At 32.9% G+C, this 16,090-nt stretch carries 15 protein-coding genes; 5 read left to right on the plus strand and 10 right to left on the minus strand.

The features are described from left to right. Positions 1–508: 508 nt before the first annotated feature. From ACIQXJ_RS13075 to ACIQXJ_RS13100, 6 genes are all read right to left on the minus strand, one after another. A complete protein-coding gene (locus ACIQXJ_RS13075) occupies positions 509–922 on the minus strand; it encodes a helix-turn-helix transcriptional regulator (RefSeq protein WP_403054263.1) in 414 nt (137 codons plus the stop codon). Between the two features lie 104 nt (positions 923–1,026). Then, a complete protein-coding gene (locus ACIQXJ_RS13080; protein ID WP_403054266.1) occupies positions 1,027–1,233 on the minus strand; it encodes a hypothetical protein in 207 nt (68 codons plus the stop codon). Between the two features lie 130 nt (positions 1,234–1,363). Beyond that, positions 1,364–2,236: a DnaA ATPase domain-containing protein gene (locus tag ACIQXJ_RS13085; protein WP_403054269.1), complete on the minus strand. Its 873-nt coding sequence runs from the start codon at positions 2,234–2,236 to the stop codon at positions 1,364–1,366. Beyond that, positions 2,148–2,936, minus strand: a complete 789-nt coding sequence (locus tag ACIQXJ_RS13090) for a DnaD domain-containing protein (RefSeq protein WP_403054272.1) — start codon at positions 2,934–2,936, stop codon at positions 2,148–2,150. Before ACIQXJ_RS13090 ends, ACIQXJ_RS13085 begins: the two co-directional genes overlap by 89 nt. 259 nt (positions 2,937–3,195) lie before the next feature. Further along, positions 3,196–3,897, minus strand: a complete 702-nt coding sequence (locus ACIQXJ_RS13095; protein WP_403054275.1) for an ORF6N domain-containing protein — start codon at positions 3,895–3,897, stop codon at positions 3,196–3,198. 34 nt (positions 3,898–3,931) lie between these two features. Then, the gene (locus ACIQXJ_RS13100; protein WP_403054278.1) at positions 3,932–4,180 is read right to left on the minus strand and encodes a helix-turn-helix domain-containing protein; all 249 of its coding nucleotides are present in this window, start codon (positions 4,178–4,180) and stop codon (positions 3,932–3,934) included. Between the two features lie 153 nt (positions 4,181–4,333). On the opposite strand from ACIQXJ_RS13100, the gene ACIQXJ_RS13105 reads away from it, so the two are divergent. Together ACIQXJ_RS13105 and ACIQXJ_RS13110 are read left to right on the plus strand one after the other, a co-directional pair. Then, positions 4,334–4,732: a helix-turn-helix domain-containing protein gene (locus ACIQXJ_RS13105; protein ID WP_403054281.1), complete on the plus strand. Its 399-nt coding sequence runs from the start codon at positions 4,334–4,336 to the stop codon at positions 4,730–4,732. 107 nt (positions 4,733–4,839) lie between these two features. Beyond that, positions 4,840–5,343, plus strand: a complete 504-nt coding sequence (locus ACIQXJ_RS13110) for an ImmA/IrrE family metallo-endopeptidase (RefSeq protein ID WP_403054284.1) — start codon at positions 4,840–4,842, stop codon at positions 5,341–5,343. An 829-nt stretch (positions 5,344–6,172) separates the two neighbouring features. Here ACIQXJ_RS13110 and ACIQXJ_RS13115 read toward each other — a convergent pair. The 3 genes from ACIQXJ_RS13115 to ACIQXJ_RS13125 all read right to left on the minus strand — a co-directional run bounded on the left by ACIQXJ_RS13115 (position 6,173) and on the right by ACIQXJ_RS13125 (position 10,595). Then, positions 6,173–6,607, minus strand: coding sequence for a hypothetical protein (locus tag ACIQXJ_RS13115; protein WP_403054287.1), 435 nt, complete (start codon positions 6,605–6,607; stop codon positions 6,173–6,175). A gap of 1,056 nt (positions 6,608–7,663) precedes the next feature. Then, positions 7,664–9,079 (minus strand): YfcC family protein, encoded by a 1,416-nt coding sequence (locus tag ACIQXJ_RS13120; RefSeq protein WP_403054290.1) that lies wholly within the window; start codon positions 9,077–9,079, stop codon positions 7,664–7,666. Between the two features lie 361 nt (positions 9,080–9,440). Continuing rightward, complete coding sequence (locus ACIQXJ_RS13125) at positions 9,441–10,595, minus strand: M20 metallopeptidase family protein (RefSeq protein ID WP_403054293.1); 1,155 nt, start codon at positions 10,593–10,595, stop codon at positions 9,441–9,443. Positions 10,596–11,034: 439 nt separating this feature from the next. On the opposite strand from ACIQXJ_RS13125, the gene ACIQXJ_RS13130 reads away from it, so the two are divergent. The 3 genes from ACIQXJ_RS13130 (at position 11,035) to ACIQXJ_RS13140 (ending at position 13,881) form a co-directional block, all read left to right on the plus strand. Next, positions 11,035–11,487: a MarR family winged helix-turn-helix transcriptional regulator gene (locus tag ACIQXJ_RS13130; protein ID WP_403054296.1), complete on the plus strand. Its 453-nt coding sequence runs from the start codon at positions 11,035–11,037 to the stop codon at positions 11,485–11,487. Between the two features lie 403 nt (positions 11,488–11,890). Then, on the plus strand, positions 11,891–12,904 hold the full coding sequence (locus tag ACIQXJ_RS13135) for an ornithine cyclodeaminase family protein (RefSeq protein WP_403054299.1): 1,014 nt from the start codon (positions 11,891–11,893) through the stop codon (positions 12,902–12,904). A 14-nt stretch (positions 12,905–12,918) separates the two neighbouring features. Further along, a complete protein-coding gene (locus ACIQXJ_RS13140; RefSeq protein WP_403054302.1) occupies positions 12,919–13,881 on the plus strand; it encodes a threonine ammonia-lyase in 963 nt (320 codons plus the stop codon). Positions 13,882–14,655: 774 nt separating this feature from the next. On the opposite strand, the gene ACIQXJ_RS13145 is transcribed toward ACIQXJ_RS13140, so the two are convergent. Next, positions 14,656–15,231, minus strand: coding sequence for a dihydrofolate reductase family protein (locus ACIQXJ_RS13145; RefSeq protein WP_403054305.1), 576 nt, complete (start codon positions 15,229–15,231; stop codon positions 14,656–14,658). Positions 15,232–16,090 lie beyond the last annotated feature (859 nt).

A 16,090-nucleotide genomic window follows, 5' to 3' on the forward strand; every position in this document is an offset into this window, starting at 1 on the left:
AGCACGCAACAACAACACGATAGACTTAGTAACTTATTCTTTAACGTCTATAAGCTCTAAAAGGACGAAAAAATGCATAATAAAAGGCCATAGTTTAACTATGACCACTAAACTAAAAATCACCTCTTTTTCCGATTCTTAGTCTTTTATATTCTTGCCTCGAATGTGTTTATTGCGAGCTGGTCGGTCATCTGTCTGTCCTTCCCTAATATTCAGGATTTTATAAATACTGAGAGAACAACCCCTTACCACACCGGCCTATCTCCAAGTTTACATTATTATTTTTATTTCCCCTAATGTTTAAAGTATGGCAACTTTGGCAACTATGGCATATTTAAAAATCGGATTATTGATGCCGCCTTAAAATTTTCAAATAACTGAATAACGACATTACAAAGGAACATTTAGGAGTAGCCCAACCTCGCTTAAGTATTTTACTTAGGCTTTATTATAGCTACCATATTTTTAATATGGTAAAGGATCCCTCCACTTTATGAGGGATCCCTTTTTAGGCTAACATTTTAATTAAAATATTTTCTTTAATGTTTTGTATATGTGTGTGGCTCAATCCCATACTAGTCGCTATCCATCGCTTTGATTTGCCATCTAGCATCCAGTTCAGTACTTGTACTTCTCTGTCACCTGTAACTTTTTCTATAAGTTTCTGAACCTCTAATATCTTTTTCTCATATTCTTCAACACGCTTAATATTTTTCGAACGTCTAATTACTTCCTGCATAATGGGATCGCCAACACCTCCTGCGGCCTTAGGTAGTGTAGCGTCAATACCATACTGTGCCGTTTTTACACCAACAATCATTTCTGTCCGCATTTCTTTGATGGCATTAACCATCCAGTGATAGTCCTTAATAATTGAATCTAAAGTATCTGGTGTAATATCTAACGAGCTCTTTTTAATCATATGTTTGTCCTCCTATTTTGTGGTATAAGGCATGTACTGACCAGCCCCTAAAAGGGCATAAAACAATTCTTGTATCTTGTCCCATGTTCGAAACTTAATTTCCCTCATGCACTCAAATTCTCTCTCTGTATCGCGTAGTAGACTTTTGGCTCATATTGATGATAGAAGCCTTTGGCATCAGCATGCATTGCTAGTGCTATTTGTAAATCTAGCTCGTCAAAGCAAATTGTTTTCGACTTCGCCTCATCCCCATCTCGCCAAATGACGATTGCGTAAGGTTTTACTCCAAAGCCTAAAAATATTGGATTCATGTTGCTACCTCCTGTGTCTTATTCATTATTAGGTTTTACTAAGTTACGTCTCCTAAATGCTTCCTTAGCACTTGCGTTTCAAATCAACTGTGTTTCGGTATTTTTCTCAAATCGTTTATTTTTTCGCTCTCTAACTATTTTCAAATATCTTGCGTAAACGGTAGTTCATTTTCTTATCTTTCTGGATAGTTACTGTGAAATCTTGAGCCATTTCAAACAACCTGCTAGTTAACGCCTCGTCTATATAAAGCATTTCATCAAGCGACAATTCGCTAGATATTAATAATGGTCTGTTGTTCAAATAGCGGTAGTTGACAACTTCGAAAATAATCTCAGACTGCCACGATTTCACATCAGCTCTCCCACCAATCGGTTTGAATAAATCATCTATGAACAGGACATCAATTGCTTTCATGCGATTCATAATTTCGTTTTTACGTTCAAAGTTGTTTGCAGCGATATTGTTTATACCATCTTTATATGGAAAGTAAAGAACAGGTACTCTCTTTGTATGCATCAAATAATTTGAGATTGCTGTTAACAAATGTGTTTTGCCACAACCAGGTTGACCTATGAGCATAATGCTGTTCTGTCTGAATCCTTTAATCTGCTCAAAGGCTGCATAATACTGATTCGCCTTGCTTTTCATTTTAACGACTATAGGATGAACATCATCAGTAGAGAAATTTTTAAAACTCATTTTCTGGAATTCTTCTGTAATTTCGCTAGATTCAATTAATCGAATTAACTGATGCATTTTTAAACATTCACACTGTTGCCATTCATCAGTATCATACTTCAATAAAATGTACTTAAAGTGATTACCAATACGTATAAGTGTTGTTTCACCAGCTTTTTTACGTACTATATAACCACCTTCGTCCTTGCATGTTGGGCAATTGTAGTTAGTTTCTTCATTCGCTGCAATAGTCGCCGAATAGTCTTGGCTTCTCGTCTTTAGCTCCTTTAAGACTGCAGCCATTCGATCGCCCGTTTTTTGCATCAATCTTCACCTGCCAATCCTCGTATGTGTTAACTCCTTTTCCAATAGACCAGTTACGTAAAATTCCTTCGATATACTCCACACTTGATTTACCTAAAACAGCAGTAAGCTTAATAGCTTCGATAAAAAGTAAGTGGTCTGGATACAATTTAAGAAGATATTCCATTTTTCGGTGATCCGTGAAGTTACTAATTCGAATGATAGAATCAAAGGTATTTTTAATCTCTAAGAATCGATTAACTTGATGGCTCTTATTTCTATCTTTCAGTACTTTGTTATTAACAGTATTTGGTTTATTCAATACTTGGTTATTATTAATATTTAGTACACTGCTGTTTTGTACTTGTACGTTTTGTACTTCTTCATTCTCTACATGTACAAAACCGCAAAGTAGAGAATCTTCTTTTACTTGAGGAACTTCATGAACTATCGTTTCCCAACTAGTAATACGTTGCCCTTCGCGTACAGGTTGTCGTGTAATATAACCATATTCTTGTAGTTCCTTAAATCCAGCTCTAAAAGCTCGTTCACCATCTGTTGAATGTGTTACTAATTCCTTCATATGAAATATCCAATCGTCTGGCATTGAAAGCATATATGCCATAATGCCTTTAGCTTTCCAAGATAGCCTGTTGTCATTTAATGCTGTTCGATTCATCACTACATAGTTGTTGTTCTTAGCCACTCGGATAATGCCCATTTGCCCTCGCCTCTCCTATGCCCTTAATAGACTAAGTTTTTCATTATCTATGCGAATTTTTTTGGGTAATGCACATTAAAATAAATTAGTTAAATTATCTTTTCTTCAATTTGAGGGTAGAAGTAATTCCCATATCTTATCCTCTCTACAATCTTCACTAACTGCCTTTTGAAAATGGTCTACTAATGTTGCATTAAGTAAGTGTTCCTAAGTTGATCTATGGTTAAATTCAAAGTGATACCCCTTACTAGTTGCAGTTTTACGATACTTTTCTAGGAAACCAGGAACGAATAAAATTAAGGACCATTTGTAAATCTTGCCGACGAATATCTTTATAACTAGCTACAGCAAAACGATTTTTAATTTCTCGATGCAACTCACGGAAAAGTTTTGGTCGAACAGTTGTATCATTTTCTATTTCGTAAATTTTTATAGCCACTTCCTTTTGAACTGCACGTTGTTCACCAGATGTTAATGTTATTTGTTCCTCAACTTTTTCGTTAATCATTGAAAGTTCCTTGCGAATTTCGTGTTGTTCATATTTGATTGCTTTGGTATCTTCTACTAAATCAGCAGTTGTAAGTAGAACTGGCACAAGCGCTTGATTTTTATCTAAAGGAACAACTTTTTCTTTAACAGTGTAATATTCATCTATTAACATTTCATAAGCCTCCCAAGCTTTATCTGTATTAAGTGATTTAGCATGATGCCAAGCCCCCTTTTCAGTCCAAAGGTATAACACTCTAGCCAAATTGGAAATTTGTAATTGCGGTTCTGATTTTCGAAAGTACAATAATTCGTTACCCTCCAATTTGATATAGTGTTTATATACTTGAGATCGATAATTGTTTTCTGAAAAGATTTTTGAAATATGGTCATTGTATGTTCCATAACATTCGGCAATTTGCGTTGTCGTAAATACATCACAGTTTCCATATAAGATAATTTTTAATAGATTCATGTCAATAAAACCTCCTTGATTAAAATAATTTGTATCATATCGCTACATATACGCAATTTATATCTTCTTTTTGTAACATAACGTTACTTTTATCTTCAAAAAAAATTACCCAATCAAAATCTAACACTTCCGCAATGGATTTAGCGACATGTACTGAAGGTCTGCGTTTGCCTTGTTCAATCATCGTATAATATGCCCGTTCAATTCCAGATGCTTTCGCGACATCATCGTGAGTTAATTTATTTTCTAAACGTTTCGTCTTTAACCAAGTTCGGTTTTCCAATTACTCACCACCTTTCATATTGTATATTTATAATATAGTGTCATTTCGTTACATAGTCAATATATATTGTATCGTTTTGTTACATTATTATTTTTTATTGGATTAGTAACAAATTGTTACATATAATTAAGTTTAGAAACGCGAGGTGAAATTATGCTAGGTGTACGCTTGAAATATCTACGAAAATCAGATAACAAAACTCAACAAGATATAGCAGACATTCTAGGCATTACTAGACCAGCTTATACTGCTTATGAACAAGGTAAGAGAAATCCTGATTATGAAATTTTAGAAAAAATTGCGGATTACTACAACGTGTCTATAGATTATCTTTTAGGGAGAACGGATAATAAAGGAGCTTTACATACCCAAGCTGGCATCTCTGATAATGAATACAATAATCTGAGTGCATATCAAAAAGAGGTAATTGACTTCTTTTTATCGAGAGAAGATTTATTTTTTAAAAACCAACCAGAAAATTTATTGGATGCATTAGAACAGTTTGAAGTTTTCTATGAAGTATTGAAACGTCAACAAGAAAACAAAAAATAAATCACAATAATTTGTAACATTTCCAAACATTATAAAAATTCGCCTTTTCTTTGGTGAATTTTTTTGTTACCATAAATAGAACATATGTTTGATAAAAGAGGGATATTATGAATTTTATTTACACTCATCTAGAAGATTACATTCGTGAATTATTTACAAGTATTGATGTGACAACACCTAAACAACTAAATCCAGGATTAATCGCCTCACGTCTTGGCTTTACATTATACTTTTTACCATACGATTCAACTAATACTGGGAATGTAATTTTTATAGATTCTAGATTGTCTGAAGAAAGGCAGTGGCAGGATTTCGGGCATGAATTATGTCATGCGACGGTGCACTCTGGTAATCAAGCAAAAGCTATTCCTCTTTTTAGAGAGTACCAAGAATGGAAAGCAAATAGTTTCGCTCTCCAAGCCTGTGTACCCACATTCATGCTTAATAAAATAAAACTACCTGAAAATGAGGAAAAAGCTATTCTCACAATTCAAGCGTTCTTTAATGTAGAGTACGATTTTGCTAAGAAAAGATTAAACCACTACCTTAATAATCATTATTTTGAAGGTTATACACTTGTTGAAGGGAGTAATTATTGTGGAGTACATTAAGAAGATTAATTGATAAAATTTAAACTAATTGCAGAAGCTGCTGGAGAAAAACGAGAATGGGATGAACAACATATTTTTCTGTTTTCAAAAAAATGAGGAAACCCTATCGCCCCGATTCAATAAGTCACTGGTGGGATTGCTTCATGAAAAGGAACCCTGATTTATCTCGAATATGTTTCCTTGATTTACGCCATACTTCAGCAACTTATTTATTCATACTGGCGAACATCCTAAAGTCATTCAAACAAGATTAGGGCATTCTAATATTACAACGACTATGAATACTTATGGCCACCTTTTACAAGAAACGGACCAACGAGCAAGTTCTCATTTTGATAAATTTTTTGATGAAAAAAGATTGATTTGCGCAGCTTTTAGGCACCAATACCTTAAATATACACCTATGTATAAATATAAAAAGCCTTACAGCCATTGAGGCTGTAAGGCTTTGGTTAGCTTCCTAGGATGACATACAAAAATACTGATATATCAATGTTGTTTACCTTACTTTTTAGAGTGTGGTCTTTAATAACCTAACCAAAAAAATTTATAAATATTGAACAATTCATTATCTCTCTTAATTGTTGTCTCTTCTTCAAAAAAGACTCTCTGCTATATCAAGCATGTCTAAAACTACTAAATAACTAACTCCTGGCACATCTTAACCCTTTGTGTAGAAGGCAGAAATTGGACCTGAAATAGTATAGCGATTCAATTTCAATTAATATATAAAACAGAAATAAAAACCTTGAATAATATCAGTTTTAACTAAAAATAGCCACGCGCATATAAATGAACGTGGCTTTTATTGTTATAGTAGATCCTTATTTTAGTTAATAAATGTAGAAATCTTTCCACTATATGTAGCTAAATAACCCTTTCCCGCTGGCACTGCTCCTTGTAATCTTAGATTTCCACTATATAAATATCCATCAATCCATTTTTCGTAAGGATACAATGTTGGGATAGAGCTATTAAATGTATAGTACACTTGGTGCAATGCATCTGCATAAAGATAAAAACCTCGTGGATTAATATCAGATTTAGTGATTGTCTCTGATATTATTTCCCCATCTTCATATTCTTTATTGATGTCAAAACCAAGAGGTAGTTCTGTTACTGGTTCCGTTACTGGTTCTGTTACTGGTGTAAATTTCCCACCATCGTTAAAGCTTGTTTCTTCGGTAGCTATAGAGATTCCTGAAAATGCAAAAAATCCAAAAACTAATGTTAACGCGCACAACAAAATACTTAGTCTCTTCATTTCCTTCATCATCTCCTTTATAATATTAATCATTTTGATTATAAATAGTAATCACATGATCTTCAATATTTTTTTATAATTCAGACTACTATAACTAAATTACTATTGGCAAGTGGTATAATTCTTGAAATAAGAAAGTCCAAGCTCAACATTAATTGATTACCTATGCTTTTAAAAACGACTTGAAAGAGCAATCTGTAGGCCGTTTGCACGACTGGTAGTAAGCCAGTGATTTAATCTACAAAGGTGCGAATATCCATTCCGTTTCGAATCGCTTAGTACATTCATATATTCAAACAACACTTGACCACTATTCACACATACTTAAAGTTCCTCTCACTAAAAAAGTACCCAGAATTTAAATTTACTTCTGTTACAACAAGCTGAACAAAATTATCGTAAATTGTAATTTTCTAATAAAAACTGAACCTCTGATTTTCAGGATAATTAAGCCAAATGAGTTATTAGGGATTCACCCCCCGTCCAGAAACTCCAATACTTCAGCTTCTACGCCTGTAGTTTGTCCATTTGCAGCTATGACCTTCTATACAATAAAAACAAGAGCATACCTTTTTGGATATGGTCTCTGCCAATTGCTTAGAAGAAGGAGATACTCTTAATGCTGTTCTCTATCTTATCTCCACTTCTGTGATGCCTATATATCTTAGTGTTGTCTTTTGCGATGAATGATTGAATATCTTTATTAGCGTAGCCACATCTTTAGTTGTTTGGTAATAGGTTTAGCCAAAAGACTTACGCATATAGTATGTGTACCGATTGAATGCTTACCAATCAATTTATTAAAACCAGATACAAAACATTCACTACAGTTACTATACATTCCAATTTTGTTGTTAAAATCCTTACATGTAAACAAGATCTTTTTACGACAACTGCAACAGAGATAACTTTATTTTTATAGAATTCCATACCTATTCATTTCATGTAATTTTATTTTTAATTATTCACTTTTAAAATACAAAAAATCATTAAGGACTGTCTATCCTTAATGACTTTTTTAATTATCTAACTTCCAAATCGCTTCTGAAATTTTATCTAATACGGTCCATATTTTATTATTTGAGCAATAATAACGGAAATAATCCCGATTCCATACTGTACTAAAATTAATGGCCATACCCACTTTGCCCAACGACTCCAAGGGATTTTAGCTAATGAAAGCGCTGCCATGAAATATCCCGATGTAGGAAAAATTATATTACCAATTCCATCTGCCATGGAAAAGGAAAGAACTGCTGTTTGTCGGGTTACTCCTAGTAAATCTGCAAGAGGTGCCATAATAGGCATAGTTAATGCTGCCTGGCCACTTCCTGATGGAACAACAAAGTGAATGAAGGATTGGAGAATAAACATTCCTGCTGAACTAAATACAGGTGGAACATGTTGAAGAGCAGATGATGTATGATATAAAATTGTATCAATAATATGCCCGTGCTCTAAGACGATTAGAGTAGCTCTTGATACTCCAATTACCAATGCTCCAGTAATTAAACCAGCTGCTCCATTCATAAAGGATTGAACTATTTGATCACTTGAAAGTTTTCCTAAAATCCCCATGATAATTCCTGACAAAATAAACAAACTAGCAATTTCAGTGATATACCATTGAAATTTAATAACACCAATAACTAAAACTACAAAGTTAAACAAAAAATATCCAAGAACCAATTTATGTTTTTTTTCAAGAACTATATTTGAGTCAATTATATTTTCTAATCCTATAGTTTGATAGTCAGCAAAATATCCTAATGAACGGTCTCTTTTGACTTTCATTGCATGTCTATAGACAAACCATACAGCAATAGCATACATAAGAATAAACAGTATGATTCTATACATCATTCCTGAGAAAATTGGGAGTCCTGCAATTCCTTGAGCAATCCCCACAGTAAAAGGATTCATTATGGCAGTTGTAAAGCCAATTGAAGCTCCAATCAACACTATTGCTGCACCGGTAAGTACATCAAAACCTAGAGCAATTGCAAGAGGAATAAGGATTGGAATATAAACAAGCGTTTCTTCCGACATACCCATAAGAGATCCACCTAAAGCGAAAAATAACATCATTACTGGGATTAGCCATTTTTCTTTATTAGCCAACTTTCTTGATACAACTACCATTAAGGTTTCAATTGTACCTGTAGCTGTGAGTACACCAAATGCTCCTCCAATTATTAAAACAAAAAAGATAATATCTGCGGCACTAACCATTCCAGAATGTATTGCCTTGAAAAAATCGAAGAATGATGCTGGTGATTTATCAACATATTTAAATGAATCTGAATCTACTATCTCTCGACCATTAAAATCTATCCTTGCATACTCTCCTGCTGGAATAATATGCGTAAATACAGTAGCAACCAGCAAAACAATTAATAGAAGAACATATACATTAATTGTTCTTGATTTTTTTATTTCTTTTTTTGAAGTTTTTTGCTGAACGTGACTCATGATGATTCCCCCCTATACCATTAAAACCATTTTTATTTACTGACTATTATTTATTTTCAGTAAATTTATTTTAAAAAACACTGAACTCATACACTCCTAATGTTTTTTTATCAAATGAAGACCATATAGTTTTTGCTTTTAAGGAAATTTTAAAAAACTACCTTAGTTATAATCAATTTTAATAGATGTATATATAGAAAAAATATTAATTGAGAATTAGATTTTATTAAAATAAATCACCCCCCTTACAGCCAATCTATAAACTAGATATTTCAACAAGAAATTCTAAAAATCTATTGAAGCTCAAATAATATTTCGAGATACCTTCTTGTTTATTGACTTGGTAAAATATTCTACATATTTATTGATAATTCTTTACAATATCAATTAACAATTGAATTGCATTTTGGAAAACACCTTCATCTATATCGAAGCGTGGATGGTGATGAGGATAATTACTCTTTTCACTACCCATCCCTACAAAAATAAAAGACCCTGGTTTTTCTAATAAATAATGTGAGAAATCTTCACCAGCCATTACTGGATCGATAAGTTTGATGACTTCTTTACCAAATGAATCTTGAATAACTTTTTCAACAAACTTAGAATCATTTAGGTCATTCACCAGTGGTGGTGTCCCTAAGAAATAATTAACTTCTCCAGAAGCTCCAAAGGATTCACAGATCCCTGCCGTTAATTGAACAATTTGTTCCCTCATTATTTTTACTGTTTCAGGCGTTAAGGCTCGTACTGTGCCAAAAACTTTCGCAGAATCAGGTATAATATTAAACGTTGTTCCAGCTTCTATTTTTCCAATTGAAATTACACCAGGATGTACTGGATTTAAAGTTCTACTGATAATTGATTGCAATGCCTGAATCAAAAATGTGGAAATATATATAGGATCAATAGTTTCATGCGGTGCAGCTCCATGTCCTCCTTTCCCTTTAATAATAATTTCAAATTCATCAGCAGATGCCATCATTGAGCCATATGTAAAACCTATTTTCCCTCTTTCTTCTCCTTGCCATAAATGCAGACCAAATATTGAGTCAACATTATTGAGAACACCTTGATCTATTAATGCTTTTGCTCCACTTGGTGTCATTTCTTCAGAAGACTGAAAGATAAAAATAACATTATGTTCAATTTTTTCTCTATTTGTTGAAAGCCATTCTGCTACCGCTAATAGAACAGCAGCATGACCATCATGTCCACATGCATGCGCCACTCCAGGTATTTTTGAAATATAGGGCTTATCCCCTTCTTCCATTATCGGTAGTGCATCAATATCCGCTCTTAATGCAATTGTTTTTTCACCTTTTGAACCTTTTAAAAAACCTACAACACTAGGTTCATCAAAATCCAATAACTCAATATTAAATGATAGTAGCTTTTCTTGAATAAATTTAGAAGTATTATATTCTTGTCCTGATAGTTCTGGGTATTGATGTAAATATCTCCTAGTTTCAATAGTCCGGGATATTAAATCATCACTTAAAACTGTTTTGTTCATGAAACATTCCTCCAAAATAAATAAGATTTACGAGATTACTAATAATAGTTTTAAGAATCACTATGTTTAATTTTTATAAATAGTTATAATTAAAGAAGTATATTTTGTTATCTATAACTATTTTTCTACTAGTAACCTAAAAACTTTAGAAAGTATTTAGGTTAGTTGTATTTACAACTAAATTCTTTTTAAAAAAATATACACCATACAAAAAAACTATTTTAGTTGTATTTACAACTAAATTCTAATAAAAAAAATAATACCTTTAATAAAACCTGTGAATATTTCTATTTAGTTGCATTTACAACTAAATAGTGATGAAAAAAAGAACTTTCTGAATTAATGAAAATTTCTTGAACACATTCATGAGTATAAGGGATTTTTTTTTAGTTGTAAATACAACATAACATTTTTTTTGAATTACATCAGGGGGAAAAAAATGATAGAGATACTTCGCGAAATTGGAATGATTGCTAGATGTTTGGATTCTATTAGTAATATAGAATTTAAAGAATTGCATTTATCTAAAGGACAATATTTATATCTTGTAAGAATTTGTGAGAATCCTGGTATTATTCAAGAGAAACTATCAGAAATGATTAAAGTTGATAAAACCACTGTTGCTCATGCAGTAAAAAAATTAGAAGCACAAGGATTTGTAGAAAAAAAGGACGATTTTGAAAATAAAAAAATTAAAAGGTTATACCCTACTGAGAAAGGTGAAGACATTTATCTTTTATTAAAACGAGAAGAAGAACATTCCGACATAGTTGCACATAGAGGGATTGATAAAGAAGAAGCACAAGCTGTTTTAAAAACATTAAAAAAAATAAGAAGAAATATAGAGATTGATTGGGAGTTACTAAAAAAAGGTGAAGAGAGAAAATATTAAAAAATTCACCAAGAGAAAACACATAGTAAAAAGCTAACTGATATTAATAATATGTATTCATAAGAAAAATATTATTAATTTTATTTAACTTAGTACTTAGTACAATCCCCTTCTACCTGTTTCATTTATTAATATTATTTAAAATATTATTGCTAAACTAAAAAAACTATGTTATTTTAATTTTGAGTTATAAAACAAATAATATGATGCTTGTATTTTCCCCCGGGTTAATACATTTAAAGCACTGGATTTCACTCCGTTAGGGCCTTTTTAGGAGGAGTGAGATTCAGTGCTTTATTGTCTTTTTTAGGGTAAAAGCCACTTTAAATCTAAAAAAGAGGGATTTATAACTTATAAATTTTTAAAAAATAAAATTTCTTGTACCTAGAAAGGGGCTACTTTAATGTTTGAAATTCGTATACTTAGTAAGGAAGATGTAAAAAAATTAATTTCAATGCAACAAGTTATAGAAGTTGTTGAAAGTGTCTATAAAGCAAAGAGTGATGGCTTAACAGATGTATGGCCAACAGTGTTTTATGAATTCAACCGAGGTAAAGCAGATTTAGATATTAAATCAGGTTACTTAAAAAGTAAGCAACTTTTCGGGCATAAAACTGTCACATGGTTTGGAGATAATACCGAAAAAGGAATTCCAACACTAATTGGTATGATTGCAGTATTTGATGCAGAAACTGGTATGCCAATAGGTATGACAGATGCTGCTTATATTACTGGTATGAGAACTGGAGCAGCTGGTGCATTAGGTGCTAAATATTTGGCTAGAGAAGACGCAGAAAACTTATTAATTGTGGGTGCTGGAAATCAAGCTATCTTCCAAATTGCGGCTACATTGACAACAATACCTACGATTAAAAAAGTACGAGTAGCTTCACAGCAACTAGCCAATGCAAAAAGTTTTGTTGAAGGAATTTCTCAACAACTTAAACATCAATTCGGTATTAACGTTGATAATATCAAATTCGAAGCTGTAGATGATTTAGAACAAGCTGTAAATGATAGTCATATTATCATTACGGTTACCCCTTCAAGAAACCCAATCATCAGAAAAGAATGGTTGAAAAAAGGAACTCACATTTCCTGTATTGGAGCTGATATGGAAGGAAAGCAAGAAATAGATCCTGAAATACTGCCTTCTTCCTTAATTTTTGTAGACGATATGAAGCATTGCAAAGAGGTTGGTGAAATAGAAATTCCTCTTAAACAGGGCATTATAAATGAAACAAATATCATCGGAGAATTAGGCGATTTAATAATTGGTAAAGTTAAGGGAAGAACAAGTAACGAACAAATAACAATTTTTGACGCTACCGGCATGGCACTTTTAGATATTGCTACAGCTGATATGGCACTAAAAGAAGCAGAACAAAATAAACTTGGTTCGAAAACTAATATTTAAAAGGAGATAAAATTATGAGTTTACAATTTAAAGAAATCCAAGAAGCTTACACACGTATTAAGAAGTATGTACCCACTACACCCTTAGAAGAATCTTATTATTTAGGGAATCAAAATCAACGCTATTTCTTTAAACTTGAATCATTTCAAAGAGCAAAAAGTTTTAAAATTCGTGGTGCATTAAATAAAATGATGACTCTAACCACAGAAGAAAAAGAACGTGGTATTGGAACTATTTCTTCTGGAAATCATGGAAGCTCTGTTAGTTATGCAGCTTCAATCCTTGGAATCAAAAATGCAATAGTAATTGTTCCTAAAAATACACCTCAAAGTAAAATAGATAAAATTAAATATTTTGGTGCTGAAGTTATGCTGATGGGAAATAGTTATGATGAGGCACATGCTCTCGGAATGACTTATATAGAAGAAAATGGTCTTACATTTATTGATGCATATTATAGCGATCCCAAAATATATGCTGGTCAAGGAACAGTTGCTATAGAAATTTTAGAACAAAAGCCTGATATAGATACGATTGTTGTACCAATTGGTGGTGGAGGCTTGATAACAGGCATTGCAGTTGCCGCGAAATCAATTAAGCCAGATATACGTATTATTGGTGTGCAAACAGAAGCATGCCCTGCAATGATAAATTCTTATAGAGATAAAACCTTTTACGAAGAATATCCAAGTGAAGAGTCAATCTGTGATGCTTTAATTGGAGGTATAGGAAAGTTAAGTTATGAAATGGCAAAAGATTATGTTGATGAATTTCTTATGGTTTCAGAAGAGTCAATTGCCAAAGCTGTTAGTTTTATGGCAAAGGAAGAAAAGTATATTGTAGAAGCTGCAAGTTCTACGACTGTAGCTGCAATAATGGAACACAGAGAAAAAATTGGTGGTCAAAATATAGCACTTGTTTTATCAGGTGGAAATATTGATGGAAAACTCTTAACGTCTATTATGGCGAAGTATTAAAAATATAAAGTTAACCTCGCCAGACAGGAAATAAAATTACACTGGCTTGTTTGATTTTACGTTTTGAAAATTAGTATTTTCTTTTTTAAAATTATGTTGGATGTATTAAATTTCTTACTAAATTTTCAAAAATATATACTCGCGATTTCGATGTCATTCGGATTGTGAACTGAAATAAGAAGATCCTGATTTCTAGCTACCTAGATATCAGGATCTTCCGTTATCTATTTCTACATGTCCTTATTGGCTTTCTTCTCCAACTGAACTACACTATATCAATATCAAAAAGCAGCAAATTTAGTACTTTCATTTAATAGAAAAACTTTTTTATCAATATTAGTTCTTCCAAATCTTTGCTCTGAATAGCATAAACTATTTTTGTCATTGTTTCTTCAATTTCCCTCCACCTACTGATTCGGAAAAAGGTTTATGCCTTTCATCATTTTTTTGTAGGGAAGCGCTTAGTCCCCTACTTTATACAAGTATACATACTTCTGAATCTGAGCAATCGGAATTCCTGTCCCTCTAAGCGCAGTGGAAGACTTGATTTCAAGATAATACAATTACAATTTCCATTGTTCCCCTGTTACTTAAAAATAAGAAAAAGGGGTTGGGGTTGGTTAAAAAATAAAGTTTGTCTATCACCCGACAAACTGAATTAGACGGACTATTAAAAAAAGCAGTGACGGACTAGGAACTCGAAAGACCTAGACTGCCGCTGCTTTTATTGTGCTAACGTAATCCGGTTAGCGTAATCTATTTTAGGTGACAAGGTCATCTACCCGTCTGGTAAACGAGACCTATGGCTCCAGAATCAAATGTCTTGTTTTCGATAAGTTTAAGATTGATCTTCTCCTTGAGACCTTGGAATAACGGCAACCCGCTGCCGACCAGGACGGGAGAAACCGTAATTTTATACTCATCAATTAAATCAAGCTGCATAAGGTAGTGTGCGAATCTAGGACTTCCTAGGATGACCATATCCTTGCCTGGCTGCTGTTTGAGGTTCTTGATCTCTTCCCCGACATCTTCTTTTACCAGTCTGGAATTGTTCCATTCGACTTTCTCCAGCGTCGTGGAAAAAACGATTTTGGCTGTCTTTTCGATCCACTCGGCATGATTCCGTTCGTACTGCGAAGCTGATGGGTTCGAAGGCACAGATGGCCAGTAACTGTGCATCATCTGATAAGTCCCACGTCCCCAAATGACAGTGTCGGCAGTACTCAGAATTTCTTTCGCGTGTTTCTCCAAATCAGAATCGTAGGAAACCCAGCCAATGTCCATTTCACCGTTTGGCCCTTCTACAAAACCGTCAAGCGATGCGTGCAGAAATAGAACAAGTTTTCTCATTTTCAGTTCTCCTTTGTTCATGAGGGATGTCACATTATACTTTGCAGTTTTCATTAATGTTATGTGCAGAGTCAAGTATAGCACACATAACAATCAATAATTTCTTCTAGATTGCAAAATTTCTTTATTAAACAATTTGGCCCTTTAATGAAAACGAGCGCTGATTCTTGTTACAGAATCGCGCCCGATTGTTGAGTACCTTATTGAAGATAAGTACCCGTTAACTTAATAAACATCTGTTAGTCTTCATCCAAAAAAAGTTGCAGTGGATAAATTCAATAGTGGTACTACTATTATTGCTAAACCTAAACTTAATTAACTTTTACAATATAAAACATTTTTTCATTATATTCCAATTTTATTGATAACGCTTTCCGAGCGTGGTATTTTTATATAAAGGAGGTGATTATATGAGATATTTATTTGGATTCATTTTTTTATTAATAGGTATTTGGCAGCTAATAATAACCTGGCGAACATTCACAGGTCTCAAGAAAGACGGAGATAAAAGTACTTCTCCTTTTATTATGCTAGGCCTATGGAATAGTTTAATATTTGCCATAATTTTTATTGCTGTTTCACTCGGATGTTTCTTCATCAATTTTTAAATATTTCTATTTAAAATTTATTGGTTTGTTCATTACTTTACAAGTATGTGATAAGCCAATCTCGTTTTTGAGTCGTCTTAAGCAGTATATTAAGTATCGAACCAATACACATACAAACTAAAAATCCAAACAAAGCATAAATGAGTGATCCCATAAAATACCTCAAACTTCTATTATGTAATATTTTACTATAAATTCTTATTCACATTTCAATCCCCCGTTAAGAAAAATTATAATGAAGCACATCTTTC

It is taken from the genome of Lysinibacillus sp. NPDC097868, assembly GCF_044761135.1.
Lineage (GTDB): Bacteria > Bacillota > Bacilli > Bacillales_A > Planococcaceae > Lysinibacillus.

Coding starts and splice junctions, on each gene's coding strand:
- ACIQXJ_RS13115 (WP_403054287.1), bottom strand. CDS start 6,607: ATGAAGAGACTAAGTATTTTGTTGTGCGCGTTAACATTAGTTTTTGGA.
- ACIQXJ_RS13120 (WP_403054290.1), bottom strand. CDS start 9,079: ATGAGTCACGTTCAGCAAAAAACTTCAAAAAAAGAAATAAAAAAATCA.
- ACIQXJ_RS13095 (WP_403054275.1), bottom strand. CDS start 3,897: ATGAATCTATTAAAAATTATCTTATATGGAAACTGTGATGTATTTACG.
- ACIQXJ_RS13085 (WP_403054269.1), bottom strand. CDS start 2,236: ATGCAAAAAACGGGCGATCGAATGGCTGCAGTCTTAAAGGAGCTAAAG.
- ACIQXJ_RS13125 (WP_403054293.1), bottom strand. CDS start 10,595: ATGAACAAAACAGTTTTAAGTGATGATTTAATATCCCGGACTATTGAA.
- ACIQXJ_RS13135 (WP_403054299.1), top strand. CDS start 11,891: ATGTTTGAAATTCGTATACTTAGTAAGGAAGATGTAAAAAAATTAATT.
- ACIQXJ_RS13110 (WP_403054284.1), top strand. CDS start 4,840: ATGAATTTTATTTACACTCATCTAGAAGATTACATTCGTGAATTATTT.
- ACIQXJ_RS13140 (WP_403054302.1), top strand. CDS start 12,919: ATGAGTTTACAATTTAAAGAAATCCAAGAAGCTTACACACGTATTAAG.
- ACIQXJ_RS13105 (WP_403054281.1), top strand. CDS start 4,334: ATGCTAGGTGTACGCTTGAAATATCTACGAAAATCAGATAACAAAACT.
- ACIQXJ_RS13145 (WP_403054305.1), bottom strand. CDS start 15,231: ATGAGAAAACTTGTTCTATTTCTGCACGCATCGCTTGACGGTTTTGTA.
- ACIQXJ_RS13075 (WP_403054263.1), bottom strand. CDS start 922: ATGATTAAAAAGAGCTCGTTAGATATTACACCAGATACTTTAGATTCA.
- ACIQXJ_RS13090 (WP_403054272.1), bottom strand. CDS start 2,936: ATGGGCATTATCCGAGTGGCTAAGAACAACAACTATGTAGTGATGAAT.
- ACIQXJ_RS13130 (WP_403054296.1), top strand. CDS start 11,035: ATGATAGAGATACTTCGCGAAATTGGAATGATTGCTAGATGTTTGGAT.
- ACIQXJ_RS13080 (WP_403054266.1), bottom strand. CDS start 1,233: ATGAATCCAATATTTTTAGGCTTTGGAGTAAAACCTTACGCAATCGTC.